At 60.1% G+C, this 20,422-nt stretch carries 20 protein-coding genes; 7 read left to right on the top strand and 13 right to left on the bottom strand.

Annotation, left to right across the window (positions count from 1 at the left end; translation table 11 throughout):
• Positions 1–51 precede the first annotated feature (51 nt).
• The 4 genes from ACQY47_RS07935 to ACQY47_RS07920 all read left to right on the top strand — a co-directional run bounded on the left by ACQY47_RS07935 (position 52) and on the right by ACQY47_RS07920 (position 3,900).
• A complete protein-coding gene (locus ACQY47_RS07935; RefSeq protein ID WP_017137194.1) occupies positions 52–1,197 on the top strand; it encodes an EstA family serine hydrolase in 1,146 nt (381 codons plus the stop codon).
• A gap of 143 nt (positions 1,198–1,340) precedes the next feature.
• Entirely contained in the window at positions 1,341–2,498 is a 1,158-nt protein-coding gene (locus tag ACQY47_RS07930) for an OmpA family protein (RefSeq protein ID WP_428556820.1), read from the top strand.
• A 27-nt stretch (positions 2,499–2,525) separates the two neighbouring features.
• On the top strand, positions 2,526–3,173 hold the full coding sequence (gene pdxH, locus ACQY47_RS07925) for a pyridoxamine 5'-phosphate oxidase (protein ID WP_428556818.1): 648 nt from the start codon (positions 2,526–2,528) through the stop codon (positions 3,171–3,173).
• 262 nt (positions 3,174–3,435) lie between these two features.
• Positions 3,436–3,900 carry a glycine zipper 2TM domain-containing protein gene (locus ACQY47_RS07920; RefSeq protein ID WP_017137197.1) on the top strand — a complete coding sequence of 155 codons (465 nt, stop codon included), beginning with the start codon at positions 3,436–3,438 and terminating at the stop codon, positions 3,898–3,900.
• A 283-nt stretch (positions 3,901–4,183) separates the two neighbouring features.
• Here ACQY47_RS07920 and ACQY47_RS07915 read toward each other — a convergent pair whose 3' ends face one another.
• Together ACQY47_RS07915 and nhaA are read right to left on the bottom strand one after the other, a co-directional pair.
• Positions 4,184–5,806, bottom strand: a complete 1,623-nt coding sequence (locus ACQY47_RS07915; RefSeq protein ID WP_169985418.1) for a methyl-accepting chemotaxis protein — start codon at positions 5,804–5,806, stop codon at positions 4,184–4,186.
• A gap of 196 nt (positions 5,807–6,002) precedes the next feature.
• Positions 6,003–7,178 carry a Na+/H+ antiporter NhaA gene (nhaA, locus tag ACQY47_RS07910; protein ID WP_017137199.1) on the bottom strand — a complete coding sequence of 392 codons (1,176 nt, stop codon included), beginning with the start codon at positions 7,176–7,178 and terminating at the stop codon, positions 6,003–6,005.
• A 215-nt stretch (positions 7,179–7,393) separates the two neighbouring features.
• Here nhaA and ACQY47_RS07905 point away from each other — a divergent pair, with 215 nt between their 5' ends.
• Positions 7,394–8,488 carry a PLP-dependent cysteine synthase family protein gene (locus ACQY47_RS07905; RefSeq protein ID WP_017137200.1) on the top strand — a complete coding sequence of 365 codons (1,095 nt, stop codon included), beginning with the start codon at positions 7,394–7,396 and terminating at the stop codon, positions 8,486–8,488.
• Between the two features lie 135 nt (positions 8,489–8,623).
• On the opposite strand, the gene ACQY47_RS07900 is transcribed toward ACQY47_RS07905, so the two are convergent.
• The 3 genes from ACQY47_RS07900 to ACQY47_RS07890 all read right to left on the bottom strand — a co-directional run bounded on the left by ACQY47_RS07900 (position 8,624) and on the right by ACQY47_RS07890 (position 11,712).
• Positions 8,624–10,237, bottom strand: coding sequence for an NAD(P)/FAD-dependent oxidoreductase (locus ACQY47_RS07900; protein ID WP_236446415.1), 1,614 nt, complete (start codon positions 10,235–10,237; stop codon positions 8,624–8,626).
• Between the two features lie 106 nt (positions 10,238–10,343).
• Positions 10,344–11,015, bottom strand: coding sequence for a COG3650 family protein (locus ACQY47_RS07895; protein ID WP_236460221.1), 672 nt, complete (start codon positions 11,013–11,015; stop codon positions 10,344–10,346).
• 97 nt (positions 11,016–11,112) lie between these two features.
• Entirely contained in the window at positions 11,113–11,712 is a 600-nt protein-coding gene (locus tag ACQY47_RS07890) for a short chain dehydrogenase (protein ID WP_428556814.1), read from the bottom strand.
• Positions 11,713–11,816: 104 nt separating this feature from the next.
• Here ACQY47_RS07890 and ACQY47_RS07885 point away from each other — a divergent pair, with 104 nt between their 5' ends.
• Positions 11,817–12,731, top strand: coding sequence for a LysR family transcriptional regulator (locus ACQY47_RS07885; RefSeq protein WP_099548581.1), 915 nt, complete (start codon positions 11,817–11,819; stop codon positions 12,729–12,731).
• On the opposite strand, the gene ACQY47_RS07880 is transcribed toward ACQY47_RS07885, so the two are convergent.
• The 4 genes from ACQY47_RS07880 to ACQY47_RS07865 are packed head-to-tail and all read right to left on the bottom strand — an operon-like array spanning position 12,722 to position 15,196.
• Positions 12,722–13,207, bottom strand: coding sequence for a DoxX family protein (locus tag ACQY47_RS07880; protein WP_017137204.1), 486 nt, complete (start codon positions 13,205–13,207; stop codon positions 12,722–12,724). The two genes, ACQY47_RS07885 and ACQY47_RS07880, sit on opposite strands and share 10 nt — an antisense overlap.
• Entirely contained in the window at positions 13,204–13,980 is a 777-nt protein-coding gene (locus tag ACQY47_RS07875; protein WP_017137205.1) for a DNA-binding domain-containing protein, read from the bottom strand. Before ACQY47_RS07875 ends, ACQY47_RS07880 begins: the two co-directional genes overlap by 4 nt.
• The gene (locus tag ACQY47_RS07870; RefSeq protein WP_428556810.1) at positions 13,977–14,864 is read right to left on the bottom strand and encodes a DUF692 domain-containing protein; all 888 of its coding nucleotides are present in this window, start codon (positions 14,862–14,864) and stop codon (positions 13,977–13,979) included. Before ACQY47_RS07870 ends, ACQY47_RS07875 begins: the two co-directional genes overlap by 4 nt.
• A gap of 23 nt (positions 14,865–14,887) precedes the next feature.
• Positions 14,888–15,196 (bottom strand): BufA1 family periplasmic bufferin-type metallophore, encoded by a 309-nt coding sequence (locus ACQY47_RS07865; protein WP_017137207.1) that lies wholly within the window; start codon positions 15,194–15,196, stop codon positions 14,888–14,890.
• 225 nt (positions 15,197–15,421) lie between these two features.
• On the opposite strand from ACQY47_RS07865, the gene ACQY47_RS07860 reads away from it, so the two are divergent.
• Complete coding sequence (locus tag ACQY47_RS07860) at positions 15,422–16,714, top strand: MFS transporter (RefSeq protein ID WP_428556808.1); 1,293 nt, start codon at positions 15,422–15,424, stop codon at positions 16,712–16,714.
• Between the two features lie 50 nt (positions 16,715–16,764).
• Here the strand turns inward: ACQY47_RS07860 and ACQY47_RS07855 are convergent, their stop codons facing one another.
• Genes ACQY47_RS07855 through livH form a run of 4 tightly spaced genes read right to left on the bottom strand, consistent with a single transcriptional unit; the run spans position 16,765 to position 20,405 of the window.
• Positions 16,765–17,466 (bottom strand): ABC transporter ATP-binding protein, encoded by a 702-nt coding sequence (locus tag ACQY47_RS07855; protein WP_017137209.1) that lies wholly within the window; start codon positions 17,464–17,466, stop codon positions 16,765–16,767.
• 1 nt (position 17,467) lies between these two features.
• Positions 17,468–18,235, bottom strand: a complete 768-nt coding sequence (livG, locus tag ACQY47_RS07850; protein WP_017137210.1) for a high-affinity branched-chain amino acid ABC transporter ATP-binding protein LivG — start codon at positions 18,233–18,235, stop codon at positions 17,468–17,470.
• Positions 18,232–19,485, bottom strand: coding sequence for a high-affinity branched-chain amino acid ABC transporter permease LivM (locus tag ACQY47_RS07845; protein WP_017137211.1), 1,254 nt, complete (start codon positions 19,483–19,485; stop codon positions 18,232–18,234). The genes livG and ACQY47_RS07845 overlap by 4 nt, the downstream gene beginning before the upstream one ends.
• The gene (livH, locus tag ACQY47_RS07840) at positions 19,482–20,405 is read right to left on the bottom strand and encodes a high-affinity branched-chain amino acid ABC transporter permease LivH (RefSeq protein ID WP_017137212.1); all 924 of its coding nucleotides are present in this window, start codon (positions 20,403–20,405) and stop codon (positions 19,482–19,484) included. Before livH ends, ACQY47_RS07845 begins: the two co-directional genes overlap by 4 nt.
• Positions 20,406–20,422 lie beyond the last annotated feature (17 nt).

Genomic DNA, 20,422 nt, shown 5'->3' with positions numbered 1-20,422 from the left:
TGACTGGAACAATGTCGGCCACTTCTTACGGTGTTTTCCAAGGCGGCTTAGGTGCAGATTCAGGGTCATTACGAGCTCCAGTTCGAAGCGGTACGTGAAGCCTTTGCCGCGTTGTTCGATGACCCGCAGGAGCGTGGTGCCGGGCTCTGTATCCAGATCGGCGGCGAAACCGTCGTCGACCTGTGGGCCGGTACCGCCGACAAGGACGGTGCCGAGGCCTGGCACAGCGACACCATCGTCAACCTGTTCTCCTGCACCAAGACCTTCACTGCCGTCACGGCCCTGCAGCTGGTTGCCGAAGGCAAGCTGAAACTGGATGCGCCAGTTGCCGACTACTGGCCCGAGTTTGCAGCGGCGGGTAAAGAAACCATCACGCTGCGCCAGTTGCTCTGCCACCAGGCCGGGCTGCCGGCGATTCGCCAGATGCTGCCGACCGAAGCCCTGTATGACTGGCCACTGATGGTCGACACCCTGGCGGCCGAAGCCCCCTGGTGGACGCCGGGCGAAGGGCATGGCTACGAGGCCATCACTTATGGCTGGTTGGTCGGCGAGTTGCTGCGCCGTGCCGACGGGCGCGGGCCGGGCGAGTCGATTGTGGCGCGGGTTGCGCGGCCCCTGGGCCTGGACTTCCATGTCGGTTTGGCGGACGAAGAGTTTTATCGGGTTGCGCATATAGCGCGCAGCAAAGGCAATATGGGCGATGAAGCCGCGCAACGTTTACTTCAAGTAATGATGCGCGAACCTAATGCCATGACCACCCGTGCATTTGCCAACCCACCGTCTATTCTGACCAGCACTAATAAGCCCGAATGGCGGCGGATGCAGCAGCCAGCGGCAAATGGTCACGGTAATGCGCGCAGCCTGGCAGGGTTTTATAGCGGATTGTTGGACGGTAGTTTGCTTGAGAGCGACATGCTCGAACAATTGACCCGCGAACACAGTATCGGGCCAGACAAAACATTATTGACTCAAACCCGTTTCGGTTTGGGGTGCATGTTGGATCAACCGCAACTGCCCAATGCGACCTTTGGCCTTGGCCCGCGTGCGTTTGGCCACCCTGGCGCCGGTGGTTCGGTGGGGTTTGCCGACCCTGAGCGCGATGTAGCATTTGGTTTCGTGACTAATACACTGGGCCCTTATGTACTTATGGACCCGCGTGCGCAGAAGTTGGTCGGAATATTGGCCGGTTGTCTGTAAAGAGCTTGCTGTTTCACGTTTTTTTGTTACAAAGGCAAGTATAAGAAGGCGCTGAACGAAATTGTGTAACTTTACTGTTCTCTAAGCGTCTGTTTAACGGGTCAACCAGGCCCCCCGTTTTTTTCTCATTTTGTGGATACCTCATGTTATCGAACAAGTCCTTGGCACTGGCGCTGTGCCTCACTATTACTGGCTGCGCACAAACACCACAAAGTGATGCCGAAGGTGGGCACTGGTGGTCATTTGGATCTGACAAGGCTGCTACCAAGGACGCCGTGACACAAACCGACGCCAAGCCGGATGCCAAACCTGCCGCCGGCGCCAAGCCCGTCGACCCTGTGGCCGCCGCTGCTGCTCCAGCGCCTGCACCGGTAGCCAAGGCTGACACCGGCTTCAACTGGTGGCCGTTCGCTGCCAAAAGCGCCGACGAAAAAGCGGCGGATGCCAAAGCCGACCTGAAAGCCGACCTCAAGGCCGCAACCCCTGCTTCCACGCCGGATGCTGCGCCTGCCGTCGCCAAGACCGACACCGAAACCAAATGGTGGTGGCCGTTCGAAAGCAAGCCAAAGCCACTGGCCAAGGTTGATGTGACCAACGTGCAGATGCCGGACCCGAAAATCACCCAAGCCTGGCTGGATGATTATGAGCCGCGTCTGCGCGCCGCCATCAAGGACAGCAACCTGCAACTGGAACGTCGTGACAACGTATTGGTCGTGATTGCCCCGGTGGACGGCTCCTACAACCCGAAACGCCCGGCAATGCTGCTGCCGGTCACACTCGGCCCGTTCACACGCGTTGCCAAAGCTGTTGAAGCTGACCCCAAGACCGCGGTCCTGGTCCTGGGTCACGTTGATGCCACAGGTACCGCCCCGGCCAGCCAGGCGTTGACCAAAGAACGCGCGCAATCCATCGCCTCTATCTTCAGCCTCAGCGGCTTGAAGCAGGATCGCTTGATGCTGCGCGGTATGGGCGACCTGATGCCGCGTGCCGCCAACGACAGCAATCAGGGGCGTGCGCTGAACCGTCGCATGGAAATCATGTTCACTCAGCGTACAACTATGTTGGCGCTGCTGAGCAAGTACAACTCGGGCAAACCACCGGTCGCTGACATGGTCGCTGTGCAAACTGCTCCGGCCCCAGTACCGGCTCCGGCAGCGAAAAAAGCCGCTCCGGCGAAAAAGGCCCCGGCCAAGAAAGCCGCCGCCAAGCCCGCTGCGAAAAAAGCCGCTGCCAAGCCGGCCGCGAAGAAAGCCGCACCGAAGGCCGACGCGCCCGCAGCAAACGACCAGGCGAAAAACTGATCCGTTGAAACACAAGGATAAAACCGCATGACCCAGGCACTGGCCGATATGCGCCGTGACTACACACGGGACGGTTTGAGCGAGGCCCAGGCCCCGGGCGAGCCGTTTGCGTTGTTCCACCAATGGTTTGGCGATGCGGTGAAAACCGAGCAGCCGCCGGTGGAGGCCAATGCCATGACCCTGGCCACGGTCGACCAGGACGGTCGCCCGCACTGTCGCATCCTGCTGCTCAAGGGCCTGGATGCACAGGGTTTTACCTTCTTCACTAACTATCAGAGTGCCAAGGGTGAACAACTCGCGGCGCGGCCGTTTGCGGCCATGACCTTCTTTTGGCCCTCCCTGGAGCGCCAGGTGCGCATCGAAGGGCGGGTTGTCAAGGTCACGCCTGAAGAGTCGGATGCCTATTATCAGGTCCGGCCTTTGGGCAGCCGTCTTGGCGCCTGGGCATCGCCGCAAAGCCAAGTCATTCGTGACCGTGAAGAGCTGCAGGAGCTGCTCAAGCAGACCGAACAGCGTTTCAGCGATACCCAACCCGACTGCCCCGAGCATTGGGGCGGCTATCGTTTGTTGCCTGAGCGCATCGAGTTCTGGCAAGGCCGCGCCAGTCGCCTGCATGACCGCCTGAACTATCGCCTGCAAGCGGGCGAGTGGACGCGCGAGCGCCTGGCGCCCTGAGCTACACCTTTCGTCATTCCATCTGAATGGTGATCATCACGCCGAAGTCTCTACACAGAGGCTTCGGCGTTTTTGATTGCGTGACTACAATAAAGAGCGCTTCCACGTGATTTTTGGATCGGGGCGGGAGCTACCGTTCGTCGAGTTTTTTGGTGCTGGCAGTCTGTACTCAGGCTGAATGAAAGCAATTTTCTGGCGTGCTTGCCGTGACAGGCGCCAAGCAGCGGCGTCTAATGAATACCTGTCCTTTGGAGTTGATGCTATGCGTAAGTCTGTTTTACTAGTTGCCTGCTTTACCACCCTGTCGTTGCTGTTGGGTGGCTGCGCCTCGAGTCTGACCGGCGACTCGTACTCCCGTGACGAGGCGCGTCGTGTACAGACCGTTCGTATGGGCACCATTGAATCCCTGCGCCCGGTGAAAATCGAAGGCACCAAGACCCCAATCGGCAGTGTTGCCGGTGCAGTGGTCGGCGGCGTTGGCGGCAGCGCGATCGGTGGTGGCCGTGGCAGTATCGTCACTGGCGTTATCGGTGCGGTTGCCGGTGGCTTGCTGGGTTCCGCCGCTGAAGAAGGTCTGACCCGCACCCAGGGTGTTGAAGTTACCGTTCGCGAAGACGACGGCAGCATGCGCGCCTACGTCCAGGCCGTCGACCCTAACGAAATCTTCCGCATTGGCGACCGCGTGCGCATCATGACGGTTAACGGCACCAGCCGTGTAACGCGCTAAGCGCTGGTTGTAGAAACGCAAAACCCCAACCGGGTGACGGGTTGGGGTTTTTTATTGCCTGCGGTTTTTTGAGAAAATGCAGGCAATAAAAAAACCGCTTTAGTAGGGCGGTTTTTATTGCAACCCATGTCTAAGTTTGCCTGTGGCGAGGGCGCTTGCTCCCGTTGGACTGCGTAGCAGTCCCATGCTTTTAAAGCAAAGAGCAGGGGCCGCTACGCGACCCAGCGGGAGCAAGCTCCCTCGCCACAGTTACAGTGTCCGGGCAGGCATTCGCGCGGATACTTCACACCTGAAAGTGCTTCACCATCGTATTCAACTCATGCGCCAGGCTGGCAAGCGATTGCGAAGCGGCGGTGGTCTGAGTCGAGCCTTCGGCGGACTGAATCGACAACTGTTGAATATTCAGCAAGTTGCGGTCGACCGCCCGGGCAACGTCAGCTTGCTCCGCCGCCGCCGTGGTAATCACCAGATTGCGGTTGTTGATCTCGTCATTAGCGGCAAGGATATCCGCCAGCGCTTGCTGCGCCAGTTCGGCCAGGCCAATGGTTTGCTGGGTCATGGTGCTGCTGTCGAGCATGGTGTTGACGGTGCTGGCGGTGTTGGTCTGGATGCTGCCAATCATCTGTTCGATTTCCTGGGTCGATTGCGCGGTGCGATGGGCGAGGGCGCGTACTTCGTCGGCGACCACGGCAAAACCACGGCCCGCATCACCGGCCCGCGCCGCTTCGATGGCCGCGTTCAGTGCCAATAAATTGGTTTGCTCGGCAATGGTGCGGATAACGTCGAGCACTTTGCCGATGCCTTTGGCCTGCTCGGCCAGGCCGCCCACTTGGCTGGAGCTTAGCTCTACACCACGGGTCAGGGCCTGGATGGAACTCAGTGCCTCGACCATACGTTGCTGGCCTTTCAAGGCGATGCTGCGCGACGCCTGGGACAGGTCGGAGGTGGTGGCGGCATTCCGGGCGACCTCTTCAATGGCCGTGGTCATCTCGGTGACGGCCGTGGCGGCCTGCTCGATCTCGCCATGTTGCTGCTGCAGGTCGCGGCTGCCCTCGGCAGTAACGGCATTCAGTTCCTCGGCCGCTGCCGCCAGTTGGCTCGACGAGCCGGTTATTTGCCGCAGTGTCTGCACCAGGTTATTACGCATGGTCTCTTGTGCCCGCAACAGGCGTGTGGCTTCGTCATTGCCGGTCGGGTTGATGGGCTGGCTGAGATCGCCCTTGGCGATGGTTTCAGCTACCCGTACCGCCTCAATGATGGGGCCGGTGATGCTGCGGGTCAGCAGCCAGGCCACCAGCACCGTGCCGCCACTCACCAGCACGATGACGATGGCGATACCGCCCACGGCATGCTGGTACGCGGCCACGGAAGTCTGGCCGGCAAGTTCTGCGCCCTTGTTGGCGAGGTCGATCAATTGATCGAAGTTCTTGGTCATCTGCTCATAGCTTTCTCGAATGCTGTTGAGAAAGTCACGGGCGCCAGCCTTGTCACCTGAGCGCGAGCGTTTGAGCATCTCGGTGTGGTTCTTGGCGTACCCTTCCAGGCTCTGGTTAAACACGTCCAGGCGCGACTTTTCCTCCGGCGTGCGCAACAGCGCTGCATATTGAGCCAGTTGCTCCTTGACGCTTTTCAGGCGACCCGCGGATTTGTCTTCGTAGGTCTGCATATCGGCGTCGCTGGCGGACAGGATGTGCGCCATTTCCCCCAAGCGAAAACGATCCAGCGAGGCATTGGCCAAGGCGAGGATCCTCACGCGCTGCATCCAGTTGTTTTGGATGTCGGCAGCCTGGGACTGCACTTCGCCGATCTGCTTGAGCGCGAACAGGCCGAGAAACACACTCAGCGACGCAATAGCAGCGAAGCCGATGAAGGCTCTGGCTGCGATTCTTATATTTCTCAGGAACATGGGTTTTCGCTCGGGCTGGGAACGCGTTGAAGAGCTGTGTCAGGCGGGTGCCCCAGACGGGGCAGGCGGATCGCCACAATCCTTAGTCGGCGGCCGAGACAAAGTCTTTAGGCGTTACGCGAAAGTGTCATCTTCGCCAAAAGAAAAACCCCAACCGGGTAACCGGTTGGGGTTTTTTGTGGGGCGTTCAGAGCGCTCAGGCTTTCTTGCGACTCGCCAGCGCTGTGACCGCGTAGCCAATACAGGCTGCCAGGATCGACCCGGTGAGGATGCCCATTCGATCCTCACCCGCGAACTCACTGGCGCCCGGCACAAAGGCCAGGGAGCCGACAAACAGGCTCATGGTGAAGCCGATGCCGCACAAGATGGCCACTCCCAGCACCTGGCCCCAATTGGCGCCGCTGGGCAGGGTGGCGATTCCGGTCTTGATGGCCAGCCAAGTGAGGCCGAACACGCCGATGGTCTTGCCGATCAGCAGGCCGGCAGCGATGCCCATGGGCACGTGGTGAGTGAAGCTGTCCAGGGTAACCCCGGTCAGCGACACGCCAGCGTTGGCGAAGGCGAACAACGGCAGGATAGCGTAGGCCACCCAAGGGTGCAGGGCGTGCTCCAGAGTCAGCAGTGGCGAGGGTTCGGCATTTTTGGTGCGCAGTGGAATGCAGAACGCCAAGGTTACCCCGGCCAGGGTGGCGTGCACGCCACTCTTGAGCACGCAGACCCACAGGATCAGGCCGATGATCATATACGGGCCGAGTTTGACCACGCCCAGGCGGTTCATCGCGATCAAGGCGACCAGGCACGTGGCCGCGCCCGCCAAGGCTGCATTCGACAGTTCGGCGGAGTAGAACACCGCGATGACGATGATAGCGCCCAGGTCATCAATGATGGCCAGGGTCATCAGGAACAGCTTCAGTGACACCGGTACACGCTTGCCGAGCAGGGCCAGGACGCCGAGTGCAAAAGCGATATCGGTGGCCATCGGGATTGCCCAGCCGGCGAGTGCGGCTGGGTTGTCCTTGTTCAGGGCCCAGTAGATCAAGGCCGGCACCACCATGCCGCCAATCGCGGCCGCCCCCGGCAGTACCACTTGCGATGGCTTGGACAGGTGGCCGTCGAGCAACTCGCGTTTGACCTCCAGACCGATCAGGAGGAAGAACAGCGCCATCAGGCCATCGTTGATCCACAGCAGCGCTGGCTTGGCGATTTTCAGCGCGCCAACCTGCGCCACCACCGGCGTATCGAGGAAGGCGCCGTAGAGGTGGGATAGTGGTGAGTTATTGATGATCAGCGCCAAAGCGGCAGCGGCGATCAATAACAGACCGCTGGCGGCCTCCAGCTGGAAGAAACGGGTGAAAGTGTTACGCAGAGGCAAGGGATGCTCTCCAATAAGGTTCAATAGGTGGGTACCCTAACCCGTACTGTTAGTTGTTAAAACAAAAGTTATATTCTTATTTGTTATAAGAGAGGGGCAGGATTGGTCTTGCGTCAAAGCTTAGCAATTGTGTGTCTAATTGAGTCGTCACTGTATCTGTGTGGCGTGTAGGAAAGCCCCTAAAATCGGGACTGAAACCCTTAGAGACTCACCTCATGAACGACCACCGTACCTGGGCTCGCGAAGCCATCCGTGTCATCGAAGCGGACTTCCAGCGCAGCGCCGACACGCACCTCATCCCTCTTCCATTGCCGGGGCTGCCGGGTATCGAGTTGTACTTCAAGGACGAGTCCAGCCACCCCACTGGCAGCCTCAAACATCGGCTGGCGCGTTCGCTGTTCCTTTATGCGCTGTGTAATGGCTGGCTCAAGCCGGGTGCGCCGGTGATCGAAGCGTCCAGTGGGTCTACTGCGGTGTCGGAGGCGTACTTTGCGCGTTTGCTTGACCTGCCGTTTATCGCGGTGATGCCGGCCACCACGTCCCAGGCGAAGATCGACCAGATTGCCTTTTATGGTGGCAAGAGCCATCTGGTAAAGGATCCGACGCAGATCTACGCCGAGTCCGAACGTTTGGCGAAGGAAAGTGGCGGTCACTTCATGGACCAGTTCACCTACGCCGAGCGCGCGACGGACTGGCGGGCAAACAACAACATCGCTGAGTCGATTTTCCAGCAGATGCGTTTTGAGCATTACCCGGAGCCGAGCTGGTTGATTTCCAGCCCCGGCACCGGTGGCACCACGGCGACCCTGGGCCGCTACGTGCGTTATCGCCAGCATTGCACCCGCGTGCTGTGTGCCGATGCCGAGCGTTCGGTGTTTTTTGACTACTACCAGACGGGCGATGCCAGTTTGCGTCTGGAGTGCGGTTCACGCATCGAAGGGATCGGCCGGCCACGGGTCGAGGCTTCGTTTTTACCCCAGGTGATTGATGCGATGGTCAAGGTGCCGGATGCGCTGTCATTGGCAGCCATGCATTACCTGGCCGAGCGGTTGGGGCGGCGGGTGGGTGGTTCCAGCGGGACTAACCTGATCGGCGCTTTGGTCGCGGCGCTGCAGATGAAAGCGGCGGGGGAGTCGGGGTCGATCGTGGCGATCTTGTGTGATGGGGGCGAGCGGTATGCGAACACATACTACGATCAGGCTTGGTTGGCGGAGCAGGGGTATGAGCTTGGCGGCTTGATTGCAGCCGTTGCGGCCAGTGTAGAGAAGGGTGAGCCGTTGCCTGCCAGCGTCCTGCGCGCCAATATCTGACACGCCCCACAAACTAATGTGGGAGCTGGCTTGCCTGCGATGGCGGTGGTTCAGTCGATAAATTCGGCGACTGACACTCCGTTATCGCAGGCAAGCCAGCTCCCACATTTGATCCGGGTTGGCTGTAAGAAGTGCTTAAGCTTCTATACCCAGCATATCCCGCGCCAACGCTTCGGCAATCCGAATTCCGTCAACACCCGCCGACAGGATGCCACCGGCGTAACCTGCGCCTTCACCGGCCGGGAACAAGCCTTTTACGTTCAGGCTCTGCATCGACTCGTTACGGGTAATGCGCAGTGGCGACGAGGTGCGGGTCTCAATACCGGTCAGTACCGCATCGTGCAGCGAGTAACCTTTGATCTGTTTCTCGAACGCCGGCAGCGCTTCACGAATCGCCTCAATGGCGAAGTCCGGCAGAGCCAGGGCCAGGTCGCCCAGGGCCACCCCCGGCTTGTAGGACGGTTCCACACTGCCAATGGCGGTGGACGGCTTACCGGCGATGAAATCACCCACCAGCTGCGCCGGCGCCTCGTAGTTGCTGCCGCCGAGGATGTAGGCGTGAGACTCCAGGCGCTCCTGCAACTCGATACCGGCCAGCGGTCCGCCTGGGTAATCCACCTCAGGCGTGATGCCGACCACGATGCCGGAGTTGGCGTTGCGCTCGTTGCGTGAATATTGGCTCATGCCATTGGTGACCACGCGGTTCGGCTCGGAAGTCGCCGCCACCACGGTGCCGCCCGGGCACATGCAGAAGCTGTAGACCGAACGGCCGTTCTTGGCGTGGTGTACCAGTTTGTAGTCGGCGGCGCCCAGTTTCGGGTGCCCGGCGTATTTGCCCAGGCGCGCTGCGTCGATCAGTGACTGCGGGTGTTCGATACGGAAGCCCACCGAGAATGGTTTGGCCTCCATGTACACACCACGGCCGTGCAGCATACGGAAGGTGTCGCGGGCGCTGTGGCCCAGGGCCAGAATCACGTGCTTGGAGAGGATCTGCTCGCCGCCGTCGACGACCACGCCGTTCAACTGGCCGTCTTCGATCAGCACATCAGTGACGCGCTGCTCAAAACGCACTTCACCACCGAGAGCGATGATCTGCTCGCGCATGTTTTCCACCACGCCGGTCAGGCGGAAGGTGCCGATGTGCGGTTTGCTGACGTAGAGGATTTCTTCCGGCGCGCCGGCCTTGACGAACTCGTGCAGCACTTTGCGACCGTGGAACTTCGGGTCTTTGATCTGGCTGTAGAGTTTGCCGTCGGAAAAGGTCCCGGCACCGCCTTCGCCAAATTGCACGTTGGACTCGGGGTTGAGCACGCTTTTGCGCCACAGGCCCCAAGTGTCTTTGGTGCGCTGGCGCACTTCCTTGCCGCGTTCGAGGATGATCGGCTTGAAGCCCATCTGCGCAAGCAACAGCCCGGCGAAAATGCCGCAGGGGCCGAAACCCACCACGATCGGCCGTTCAACCAGGCCTTGCGGCGCCTGGCCCACCACTTTGTAGCTGACGTCCGGTGCCGGGTTGATGTTGCGGTCATCGGCGAACTTGAGCAGCAGGGCGGCTTCGCCCTTTACGTTCAGATCGATGGTGTAGATGAAGCACAGCTCCGACGATTTCTTGCGCGCGTCGTAGCTGCGTTTGAACAGGGTGAAGTCGAGCAGGTCATCACTGGCGATGCCCAGGCGCTGCACGATGGCCGGCCGCAGGTCTTCTTCGGGATGGTCGATGGGCAGCTTGAGTTCGGTGATTCGTAACATGACAGGATCCGGTGGGCGGCGGGCTTCGATGCCGGCTGTTTTGCAAACCGGCGATTATAAGCCCCAAAGGCTGATTCTCGTCATGTTAAAACAGCCCAAGGCTGAATCAGTCGTCCCGCGAGCCGCCGAATGATGCACAACCGCGCTGGACCTGGCCATTGACCCGCAACTCGGCGGTCATGTGTTGCAAGCTCCCGCTGACGGCATCGATGCAGCGTTGTGGGGCTACCCACAGTTCGATGTGCTGGTTATTGGCTTCGGTCATCAGGTTGAAACGGCCGTCACCCAGTTGCTCTTCGACAAAAGGCACCGCCAGTGGCGGCTGGCCTTCGCGCTCCAGCACCATGCCTTTGCCGGTAACGTTCATCGCCCAGGCCGGTTTATGGCCATTGGCCCGCAGAATCATGCGTTTGAAGTCCGGGTCGTTACAGGCCGAGGTCGAGCGTTCTACACGATACAGTTGTTGCAGGTCGACCGAACCCTGGGTGCCGCTGGCAACCCCGGAAAACTTGCCGCGTAAATCGGCAAACAGCACGCCTTGCTGGCCGGCCAGGGACGCGGCTTCCTGCAAGACGCTGGTGCCGCCGGTGTCATTGACCACGTAGTTGCGTTTGTCGCCGCACGGCTGGAACAGCAGCTTGTCGCCCACTGCCGTGAGCTCACCCTGCATGCGGGTCAGCCCGACGGTAGACGGTTTGGCCGGCTCGCTCTCGAACATCTGGCAAGCGGTGAAGAGGGGCAGCAGGGCAAACAGAGCAAGGGTACGGGCGGCGCGCATTATTGGGTCTCCAAACTAGTGCCGCCACGTTACGCAGGCTCGCACCGCACCACAAGCCCGTTCGCCGGGTTCAGGCGATTCTGACAGACATCATATTTCAGCCAACGATGAAGGTCTGGCCAGTCTGTAAGCCTTCGACGCTTTTTGCGTAGGCCAGTGCTACGTCGGCACCCGAAGCCGGTTTGAAACCGCGGAAGTACGGCGCGTAGCTGCCCATGGCTTCGAGCAAGACGGTCGGGCTCACCGAGTTGATGCGCAAGCCGCGCGGCAATTCGATCGCCGCCGCCTTGACGAAGGCATCCAATGCGCCGTTGACCAATGCGGCAGAGGCGCCGGTGCGGATCGGATCGCGGTTCAGGATGCCGCTGGTAAAGGTGAACGAGGCACCGTCGTTAGCGTAGTCGCGGCCGATCAGCAGCAGGTTGACCTGGCCCATCAGCTTGTCCCGCAGGCCCAGTTCAAAGTCGGCTTCGCTCATCTCACCCAGTGCCACAAAATTCACACTGCCTGCCGGGCAGACCAACGCGTCGAACTTGCCGGTCTGCTCGAACAGTTTGCGGATCGATGCGCTGTCGCTGATATCCACCTGGAAGTCGCCGCCGCTGCGGCCGATGCTGATCACCTCGTGACGCTGCGCCAGTTCCGCCTTGACCGCTGAGCCGACCGTGCCGCTGGCACCAATCAATAGGATTTTCATCGTGCTGTTCCTCCGGGGATTAAGTGAGGTTTCAGTCTAGGATGGCTTTTTAAGTGGATAAACGCGCTAATAGGCAACCTTTGGTTTTTAATTGGAAACAATCCATGAGCGAAATGGATGACCTGGCGGCCTTTGCCGTGCTGATCGAGGCGGGCAGTTTTACCCTGGCGGCGGAGCAATTGGGCTGCAGCAAGGGCCAATTGTCCAAGCGCATCAGCCAATTGGAAGCGCAGTTTTCGGTGGTGTTATTGCACCGTACCACTCGCAAGCTCAGCCTGACCGCCGCCGGTGCGGCGTTGTTGCCCCAGGCTCAGGCACTGGTGGCCCAGGTGGAGCGCGCCCGTCAGGCGTTGGCGCGGCTCAAGGACGATCTGGCTGGGCCAGTGCGTATGACGGTTCCGGTGTCGCTGGGGGAAACCTTCTTCGATGGCTTGTTGCTGGAGTTCACCCAGCAATACCCGCAGGTTCAGATCGAGCTGGAACTGAACAACAGCTACCGCGACCTGGCGCGTGATGGCTTCGATTTGGGCGTGCGCATGGGGGCGATGGATAACGAGCGGCTGGTGGCCAAGCCACTGTTGGCCTGGCATGAAATGACCTGCGCCAGCCCGGCCTACCTTGCGCAGCATGGCGAACCGCTGACGCCTGCGGATCTGGCCGCGCACACCTGTCTGCTCAACAGCCATTACAGCGGGCGTGAGGAGTGGTTGTACCACCAGCAACATGAACTGCTGCGGGTGCGGGTCAGCGGTACCTTCGCTTCCAACCACTACAACCTGTTGAAAAAAGCCGCCTTGGTGGGCGCCGGCATCGCCCGCCTGCCGTCCTACGTGTTACCGGCAGAACTGGCCGACGGGCGCTTGCGCTGGCTGCTGCGTGATTATCAAACGCGCAGCATGCCGATGTACCTGGTTCATCCTTATCAAGGTGGCCTGCCGCGCCGAACCCAAGTGTTGGCCGACTACTTGGTGGACTGGTTCAGACGCAGCGGCGAAACCCTGGATCGCCTTCAGCGGTAACGGCGCGCGATCAGGTGATCAATCGACAGGCAACCTGGGCCTTTGGCCACCAACAGCAGCAGTAACGCGATCCAGGTGCCATGGGTGGGGTAGGCCTCGGGGTAGACGAACAGTTGAATGGTCAAGGTCATGCCGATCAGCGCCAGGGCCGAGAAGCGCGTGGCAAAGCCCACCAGGATCAGTACCGGGAAAAAGTGTTCGGCAAATGCTGCCATGTGCGCGGCCACTTCCGGTGACAGCAAGGGCACGTGGTACTCGCTGCGAAACAGCGGCAGGGTTGAAGCGGCAAGCTTGGGTTCGCCCAATTGGAAGGTGCCGTTGATGATATCAATCGCAAAGCCTTCGACTTTGGTCTGGCCGGACTTCCAGAACACCGCCGCAATGGAAAACCGTGCGAGAAAGGCGATCAGGCTGTAGGGGATTTTTTCGAACAGCGCGATGGTCCGTTTTACCAGGCAAGTAGGGGAAGTGTTCATGGCGATTCCTTTTGTTCTGTGTGCAAATGAATGATGGCGTCGTGGCTGATCAGCAGTGTCAGGCAATGGTTGAGGTCGAATTCGGCTGATGCTTCAAGCGCGTGCTCTACCGCCATTTCCAGGCCTGATCCCTGGTCAAGGCTGTTGATAAACGCCACCGAACCGCTGTCGATGGCGAAGACCTTGACCGCCAAGCCCTGGCGTAACACCAGTGCACTTTGGGCGTACCAAGGGTTCAAGGTGGCAATGGTGCCTTCGGTCTGGTGCGCGGCCCATACCGCAACCACGGCGTAGGGTGAATTCAAGGTGGCCAGGGACGGATGCAGGTGCAGGCTTAGCTGCCCCAGGTCGGTCGGCCCTTGCAGTTGTTCAAGGATGGCCTGCTGATTCAGTGGCTGGCGGTCCGCGGCGTGATAAGCACGCACCCGCAGGCGTTCCAGGCGTGCGACGTCCGCCAGGTAAGGCACGCTCGCAGCCGGTTCGAACGCCTGGATGAACGCGGCAAACGTGCTGCCGTAATCGCTGATCAGCGGGCTGTCGGGCGGGCTGGCTTGCACGTACAGGCTGGCCATCGCGCGAAAAAATTCATCGCCAACCAACTGCAGCGTTACCGGATAAGCGGCGGCGAGCGCGTTGATCAGCGAGCTGTGGACATTGTTTCGATACACCGCGAAACGGCTGGCCGGGTCGGCGCCGTTGCTGCTGAACAATCCGTCGGGGCAGGCCTGGTCGGCGTCGAGCAATGCGCCGGCAAATGCAGCTTGATCGCTCATGGCTTCAATACCTTCGCCTGTGACAGATGCCAGTCGGCGTGTTGGGCTTCGGCGTGTAACACGCTGAAGGCAGGCACCTGGTTGTCCCGCTCGATCAGCGTGGCCACCGGGCCGGTGTACTTGAGCACCTGTTCATAGAGCTGCCACACCGCGTTATCGATGGGCGCGCCATGGTCATCGATCAGCAGGCGGTCGCCCAGGCTGTCGGTGTCTTCGGCAAAGCCGGCCAGATGAATCTCACCGACGGCCTTCAGCGGTAGCGCATTGATGTAGGCCAGTGGATCGCGCTGATGATTGATGCACGACACATAGACGTTGTTGACGTCCAGCAACAGCCCGCAACCGGTGCGCCGGATGATCTCGCTGATGAAGTCCGTCTCGTCCAGGGTCGAGCGTTGGAACTGCAGGTACGTCGAGGGGTTCTCCAGCAGCATCGGCCGCTTGAGGGTGCTTTGTACCTGATCGATGTGCTCGCACACCCGGTCCAGGGTCGCGGCGTCGTAGGCAAGCGGCAGCAAGTCATTGAGGAACACCGGGCCGTGGCTGGACCAGGCCAGGTGTTCAGAGAAAGAGTGGGGTTGATAGCGTTCGATCAGCGTGGCCAACCGTGCCAGGTGCTCACGATTAAGCGGGCCTTCGCCGCCGATGGACAGACCCACGCCATGCAATGACAGTGGGTACTGTTCGCGTATCAAACCCAGGTAGTGATGAAACGGGCCGCCGGCGACCATGTAGTTTTCGGCGTGAACTTCAAAAAAACCGATATCGGGCGAGGTCTTGAGCACTTCAAGAAAGTGCTCGTTCTTCAGCCCCAGCCCGGCCCGGTAAGGGAGGCCGGGCACCTGAGCCGGTGAGACCGTGTGTTGGGGTAAAAGCGTCATCATCAGTACTCAGGTTTTGCAGGGTTTCAGGACTTGGCGGTGAAGGCTGCTTCCTGGCCGAAACCGGTCGGCGAGGTGGCGCTTGGGGTCTTGGCGCAAGTGCCGGCTGGGACCAGTTTCCAGGCGTTGGCCTGGTCTTTGACTTTCGAGGTACCGGCGCAGGTAGTACCGGCGCCTGCAGCGCAATCGTTCTTGCCGGCTTCGGCGACACCAAAGCACTTGTCCATTTTCGCTTCGTCAGCGTGGGCCATATTGGTCAGGGCGGAAAAGCTCAGGGCCGAACCCAGGGCCAGAACGAGGGTAGCGGCGGACAGCGAACGGGATTTAGTAGTCATGGTGTAACTCCAGCAGTGAGGGTGAGTAAGGAAGCGTTTTTGCTTGCTTACCCCTCTAGAGTTGGGGCATCAGGTTGCGTTACAGCAGGTAGTAAATAAATTTTCGATGCCGAGCAAATGGCGCTTTGAGTCTTGGTGTTCGCTAGCCCTGTATGCGCTTGCTGTAGGATCAAGCCATGCCTGGCACTGGGCGAATGTGCGCAAGACCAATAAGGAGCGTTGGCTGTGAAGAACCGCTTTGCAGATTTTTTCATCAGCAGAAATTTCTCATTCCTGTGGCTGGGGCAAGCCCTCTCATCGTTTGGCGAGTTCGTTTTCGAGAGCACCGTCATTGTGTGGCTGGTGACTGACTTGTTTCACGACAGCGCGTTCTTGCCGACGGCCGTAGGCCTGGCAGTGGCGGCTTCGGCTATACCGCGTGTATTGGTAGCACCACTGGCCGGGGCTTGGGTGGACAGGATGACGCCGCTGTACGTGATGATCGCGGCGGACGGCATTCGGGTGCTCAACTTCCTGATCTTTTTTGTGATCTATTCACTGTCCGGCCTGGACCCGATGCAAGTGCTCGTTGGTGTTCTGCTGTTGTTGTTGGTTAACAGCACGGCCGCACAGTTTTTCAATCCGTCACGCCAGGCGATCATGCAAGTGGTCATCCCTTCGGCACGCCGCGTTGAGGCATCGGCCAAGGCAATGTTTTCCCTGACGGGTATTTCAGTGTTGTCGGCGTCCCTTGGGCCGGCCTTATTTGTCTGGGTTGGCCCCGCCCTGGCACTGCTGATCAATGTGCTGGCTTTTGCCTGTTCGGCCCTGTGCATCGCGTTTACCCGGGGCCTGCGCCGGACCTTGCTGGCCGAGCAACAACGGCTGCCCTTCTGGCATGGAGTGCTCGCAGGGCTGCGGTTTTCCTGGGGGCACGCCTCGATTCGAACGTTGTTGATCGGTGTCGCGTTGTACGGGTTTTCCCTGGGGGTCAATAACGTCGCATTGTCCTTGTACGCATTCAAAACCCTGGGCTTGAGCCCTTATGAATACGGCCTGATTCTCGCGGCGTTCCCTGTCGGCGGGTTGGTTGCTGCCGTGCTGGTCCGGCCGCTGTTGAAGTCATTGAGCACGCGCCAGGCCTTTACCTTTGCGCTGCTGTGCATGGGGTTCAGTTACCTGGCGTATTCGCTGCATCCGCCGTTTTACCTGGCCTGGGCGCTGATGTTCAGTTGTGGGTTGTTCTTCTCGGTGTTTGCGATTGTGCAAGGGCCGATGCTCCAGGAAGCCGTGCCGGAAGGTTACATGGGGCGTGTGTCCGCAACGGTCACGCCGGTGCTGGCCATCGCCTCGTTGACCGGTACGCTGGTGTGTTCTCAGACATTGAATAGGGCAGAGCGCGTCATAGCCTATTTCGACGCGCCGCTGGATGTGTACGGCGCGTATATCTTCCTGGCGGCGGGCTTGTTGCTATTGGGCGGGGCATTGATGCTGGCCGGCCAGCGCGCGGGCAAGGGGGAGTTGGTCGCGACGCTTTGAACCGCGATAGAAAAACGGCCCGAAGGCCGTTTTTTTGTTACCTCAATGGCTCAGCCACCGAGATAGGCTTCACGCACCTTCGGATCCGTGAGCAATTGCTCCCCGGTGCCCTGCATCACCACCCGGCCGTTTTCCAGCACGTAGGCGCGGTCGGCGATTTTCAGCGCCTGGTTGGCGTTCTGCTCCACCAGGAATACCGTCACACCGTCCTTGCGCAGTTGTTCGATGATATCGAAGATCTGCTGGATGATGATCGGTGCCAGGCCCAGTGAAGGCTCGTCGAGCAGCAACAGCTTGGGCTTGCTCATCAGCGCCCGGCCGATGGCGAGCATTTGCTGCTCGCCGCCGGACATGGTGCCGCCGCGCTGGCTGAAGCGTTCCTTGAGCCGTGGGAACAGGTGCAGCACCTTGTCCATCTGCTCCTGATAATCGCCCTTATCGGTGAAGAACCCGCCCATGGCCAGGTTCTCTTCCACCGTCAGGCGCGAGAACACACGACGGCCTTCGGGCACCACGGCAATGCTCTTGCGCATGATCTCGGAGGAAGCCTGGCCCACCAGCTCTTCACCCATGTAGCGGATGCTGCCGCTGTGGGCCTGGGGTGAACCGCACAGGGTCATCAGCAAGGTCGACTTGCCGGCACCGTTGGCGCCGATCAGCGTGACGATTTCACCTTGGCGCACTTCCACGTTGACGCTGTGCAGCGCCTGGATCTTGCCGTAGAAAGTGGAAACGTTTTCGAATTGCAGCATTTTACGCTTCCCCCAAATAGGCTTTGATCACTTCCGGGTTGTCGCGGATCTGCTCCGGCGTACCGTTGGCCAATGGCGTGCCCTGGTTGATCACCACGATGTGGTCGGAAATGCTCATGACCAGTTTCATATCGTGTTCGATCAACAGCACCGTAGCGTTGTTTTCCTCACGCAGCACCGTGATCAGCGCCTTGAGGTCTTCGGTTTCCTTGGGGTTCAGGCCGGCGGCCGGTTCGTCGAGCATCAGGATCCGCGGGCGGGTCATCATGCAGCGAGCGATTTCCAGTCGGCGTTGTTGGCCGTAAGCCAGGGTGCCGGCCGGGCGGTTGGCAAACTCGGTGAGGTTGACCTTGTCCAGCCAGTACGCCGCGTATTCCATGGCCTCGCGCTCGCTCTTGCGGAACGCCGGGGTCTTGAACAGGCCAGCAAAGAAGTTGGTGTTCAAGTGCCGGTGCTGGGCGATCAGCAGGTTTTCGACCGCCGTCATGTCCTTGAACAAGCGCACGTTCTGGAAGGTACGCACCACGCCCTTGCGGGCGATCTCGTGACCGGCCAAGCCCTGGATGGGTTGGCCATCCAGCAGGATGCTGCCACCGCTCGGCTTGTAGAAGCCGGTAAGGCAGTTGAACACCGTGGTCTTGCCGGCGCCGTTCGGGCCGATCAGCGCCACAACCTGTTTCTCTTTGACGGTCAGGGCCACGCCGTTGACCGCGAGCAAGCCGCCAAAACGCATGCTCAAGTTTTCGACTTTCAGGATCTCGCGGCTCATTTGCGCAGCTCCATGTGTGGGCGTTGCATCGGCAGCAGACCTTGAGGACGCCAGATCATCATCAGTACCATCATGGCGCCGAACATCAACATGCGGTATTCGCTGAACTCACGCATCATTTCCGGCAGCAGGATCATCACGATCGCCGCCAGGATCACGCCCAGCTGCGAGCCCATGCCACCCAGTACCACGATGGCGAGAATGATCGCCGACTCGATAAAGGTGAACGACTCCGGGGTCACCAGGCCTTGGCGCGCGGCGAAGAAGCTGCCGGCGAAACCGGCGAAGGTTGCCCCCAGGGTGAATGCCGAGAGTTTGATGACGGTCGGGTTCATGCCTAATGCACGGCAGGCGATTTCATCTTCGCGCAACGCTTCCCACGCGCGGCCGATCGGCATGCGCAGCAGGCGGTTGATCACGAACAGTGCCGCCAATGCCAGCAACAACGCCACCAGGTACAGGAACACCACTTTGCTCACCGGGTTGTAGTCGATCCCGAAGTATTCGTGGAAGGTCTGCATGCCTTCGGCTGCGGTGCGGTCGAACGACAGCCCGAAGAACGTCGGTTTGGGGATGCTGCTGATGCCGTTGGGGCCACCGGTGATATCGGTGAGGTTCCGCAGGAACAGCCGGATGATTTCACCGAAGCCCAGGGTCACGATCGCCAGATAGTCACCGCGCAGGCGCAGCACCGGGAAGCCCAGCAGGAAGCCGAACGTGGCCGCCGCCATGCCGGCCAGTGGCAGGCAGATCCAGAAGCCCCAGCCCAGGTAGTGCGAGAGCAGCGCGTAGGTGTAGGCACCCACGGCATAGAAACCCACATAACCGAGGTCGAGCAGGCCGGCCAGGCCGACTACGATGTTCAGGCCCAGGCCCAGCAACACGTAGATCAGGATCAGGGTGGCAATGTCGACGGCGCCGCGCGAGCCGAAGAACGGCCAGATCAACGCGGCCACGATCAGCCCGATGATGATGTAGCGCTGGGTACGCGGCAGGGTCAGGAATTGGCTGACCTTGGGCGACACCAACGGGCCACGGTTGCCCTTGAGCAACGCACCGACCTGCTGGGTGAACAGCACACGCAGGAACATCAGCACCGAGCACAGGGCGATGATGGTCAGGGTCACGGGACCGGTGCCATGCACTTCCAGGTTGATGCCGACAATGCTCAGCTTGAGGCCGAGTACCGGAAAGGCCACGGCCCAGACCAGCAAGGCGCTGAAAAACGCCGATTTAAGATATCTGCTCATACTTTCTCAACCTCCGGACGGCCCAGGATGCCGGTCGGGCGGAACAACAGCACCAGAACCAACAGGCCGAACGCCACGACGTCCTTGTACTGGTCGCCGAACACGTCGGCGCCAAAGGCTTCAGCCACACCCAGCACCAGCCCGCCGAGCATCGCGCCCGGAATACTGCCGATACCGCCCAAGACCGCTGCGGTAAAAGCCTTGAGGCCTACCAGGAAACCGGCGTTGGGGTTGATCACGCCGTACTGCATGCTCAGCAGCACCGCCGCAATGGCTGCGAGTGCGGCACCGATCACGAAGGTCAGGGCGATGATGTTGTTGGTGTTGATGCCCAGCAGGTTGGCCATCTTGATGTCTTCGGCGCAGGCCCGGCAGGCGCGCCCCAGACGGGAGCGGGAAATGAACAGGGTCAGGCCGAGCATTGCCACCAGGGTGACGACGAAAACCAGCACCTGCATGTACGAAATCAGCACTTCTTGTGCGCCACCTGGGCCGAAGGAGAAGCTCCCCGGAATCAGGTTGGGAATGGACTTATCCTTGGAGTCCTGGGACAGCAATACAGTGTTCTGCAGGAAAATCGACATGCCGATGGCGGAAATCAGCGGGATCAAACGGTTGCTGCCACGCAAGGGGCGGTAGGCGACGCGCTCGATACTGTAGCCATAAGCACTGGTCACGACGATCGATGCCAGGAACGCAGCGGTCATCAACAGCGGCAGGGAATGGATACCCAGCATGGCCAGCCCGGCAAGGGCGATGAAGGCCACGTAGGAACCAATCATGTACACCTCGCCATGGGCGAAGTTGATCATTCCAATGATGCCGTAAACCATTGTGTAGCCAATGGCTATCAAGGCATAGGTGCTGCCAACGGTCATGCCGTTAACCAGCGTTTGGAAAAAATGATAGATCTCAGGCATTACAGCGCTCCTAAAAA

The organism is Pseudomonas edaphica (genome assembly GCF_965277385.1).
Classification (GTDB): domain Bacteria; phylum Pseudomonadota; class Gammaproteobacteria; order Pseudomonadales; family Pseudomonadaceae; genus Aquipseudomonas; species Aquipseudomonas edaphica.
Note: the sequence above shows the minus strand (reverse complement) of the source record. Positions and strands in the feature narration are given on the sequence as shown.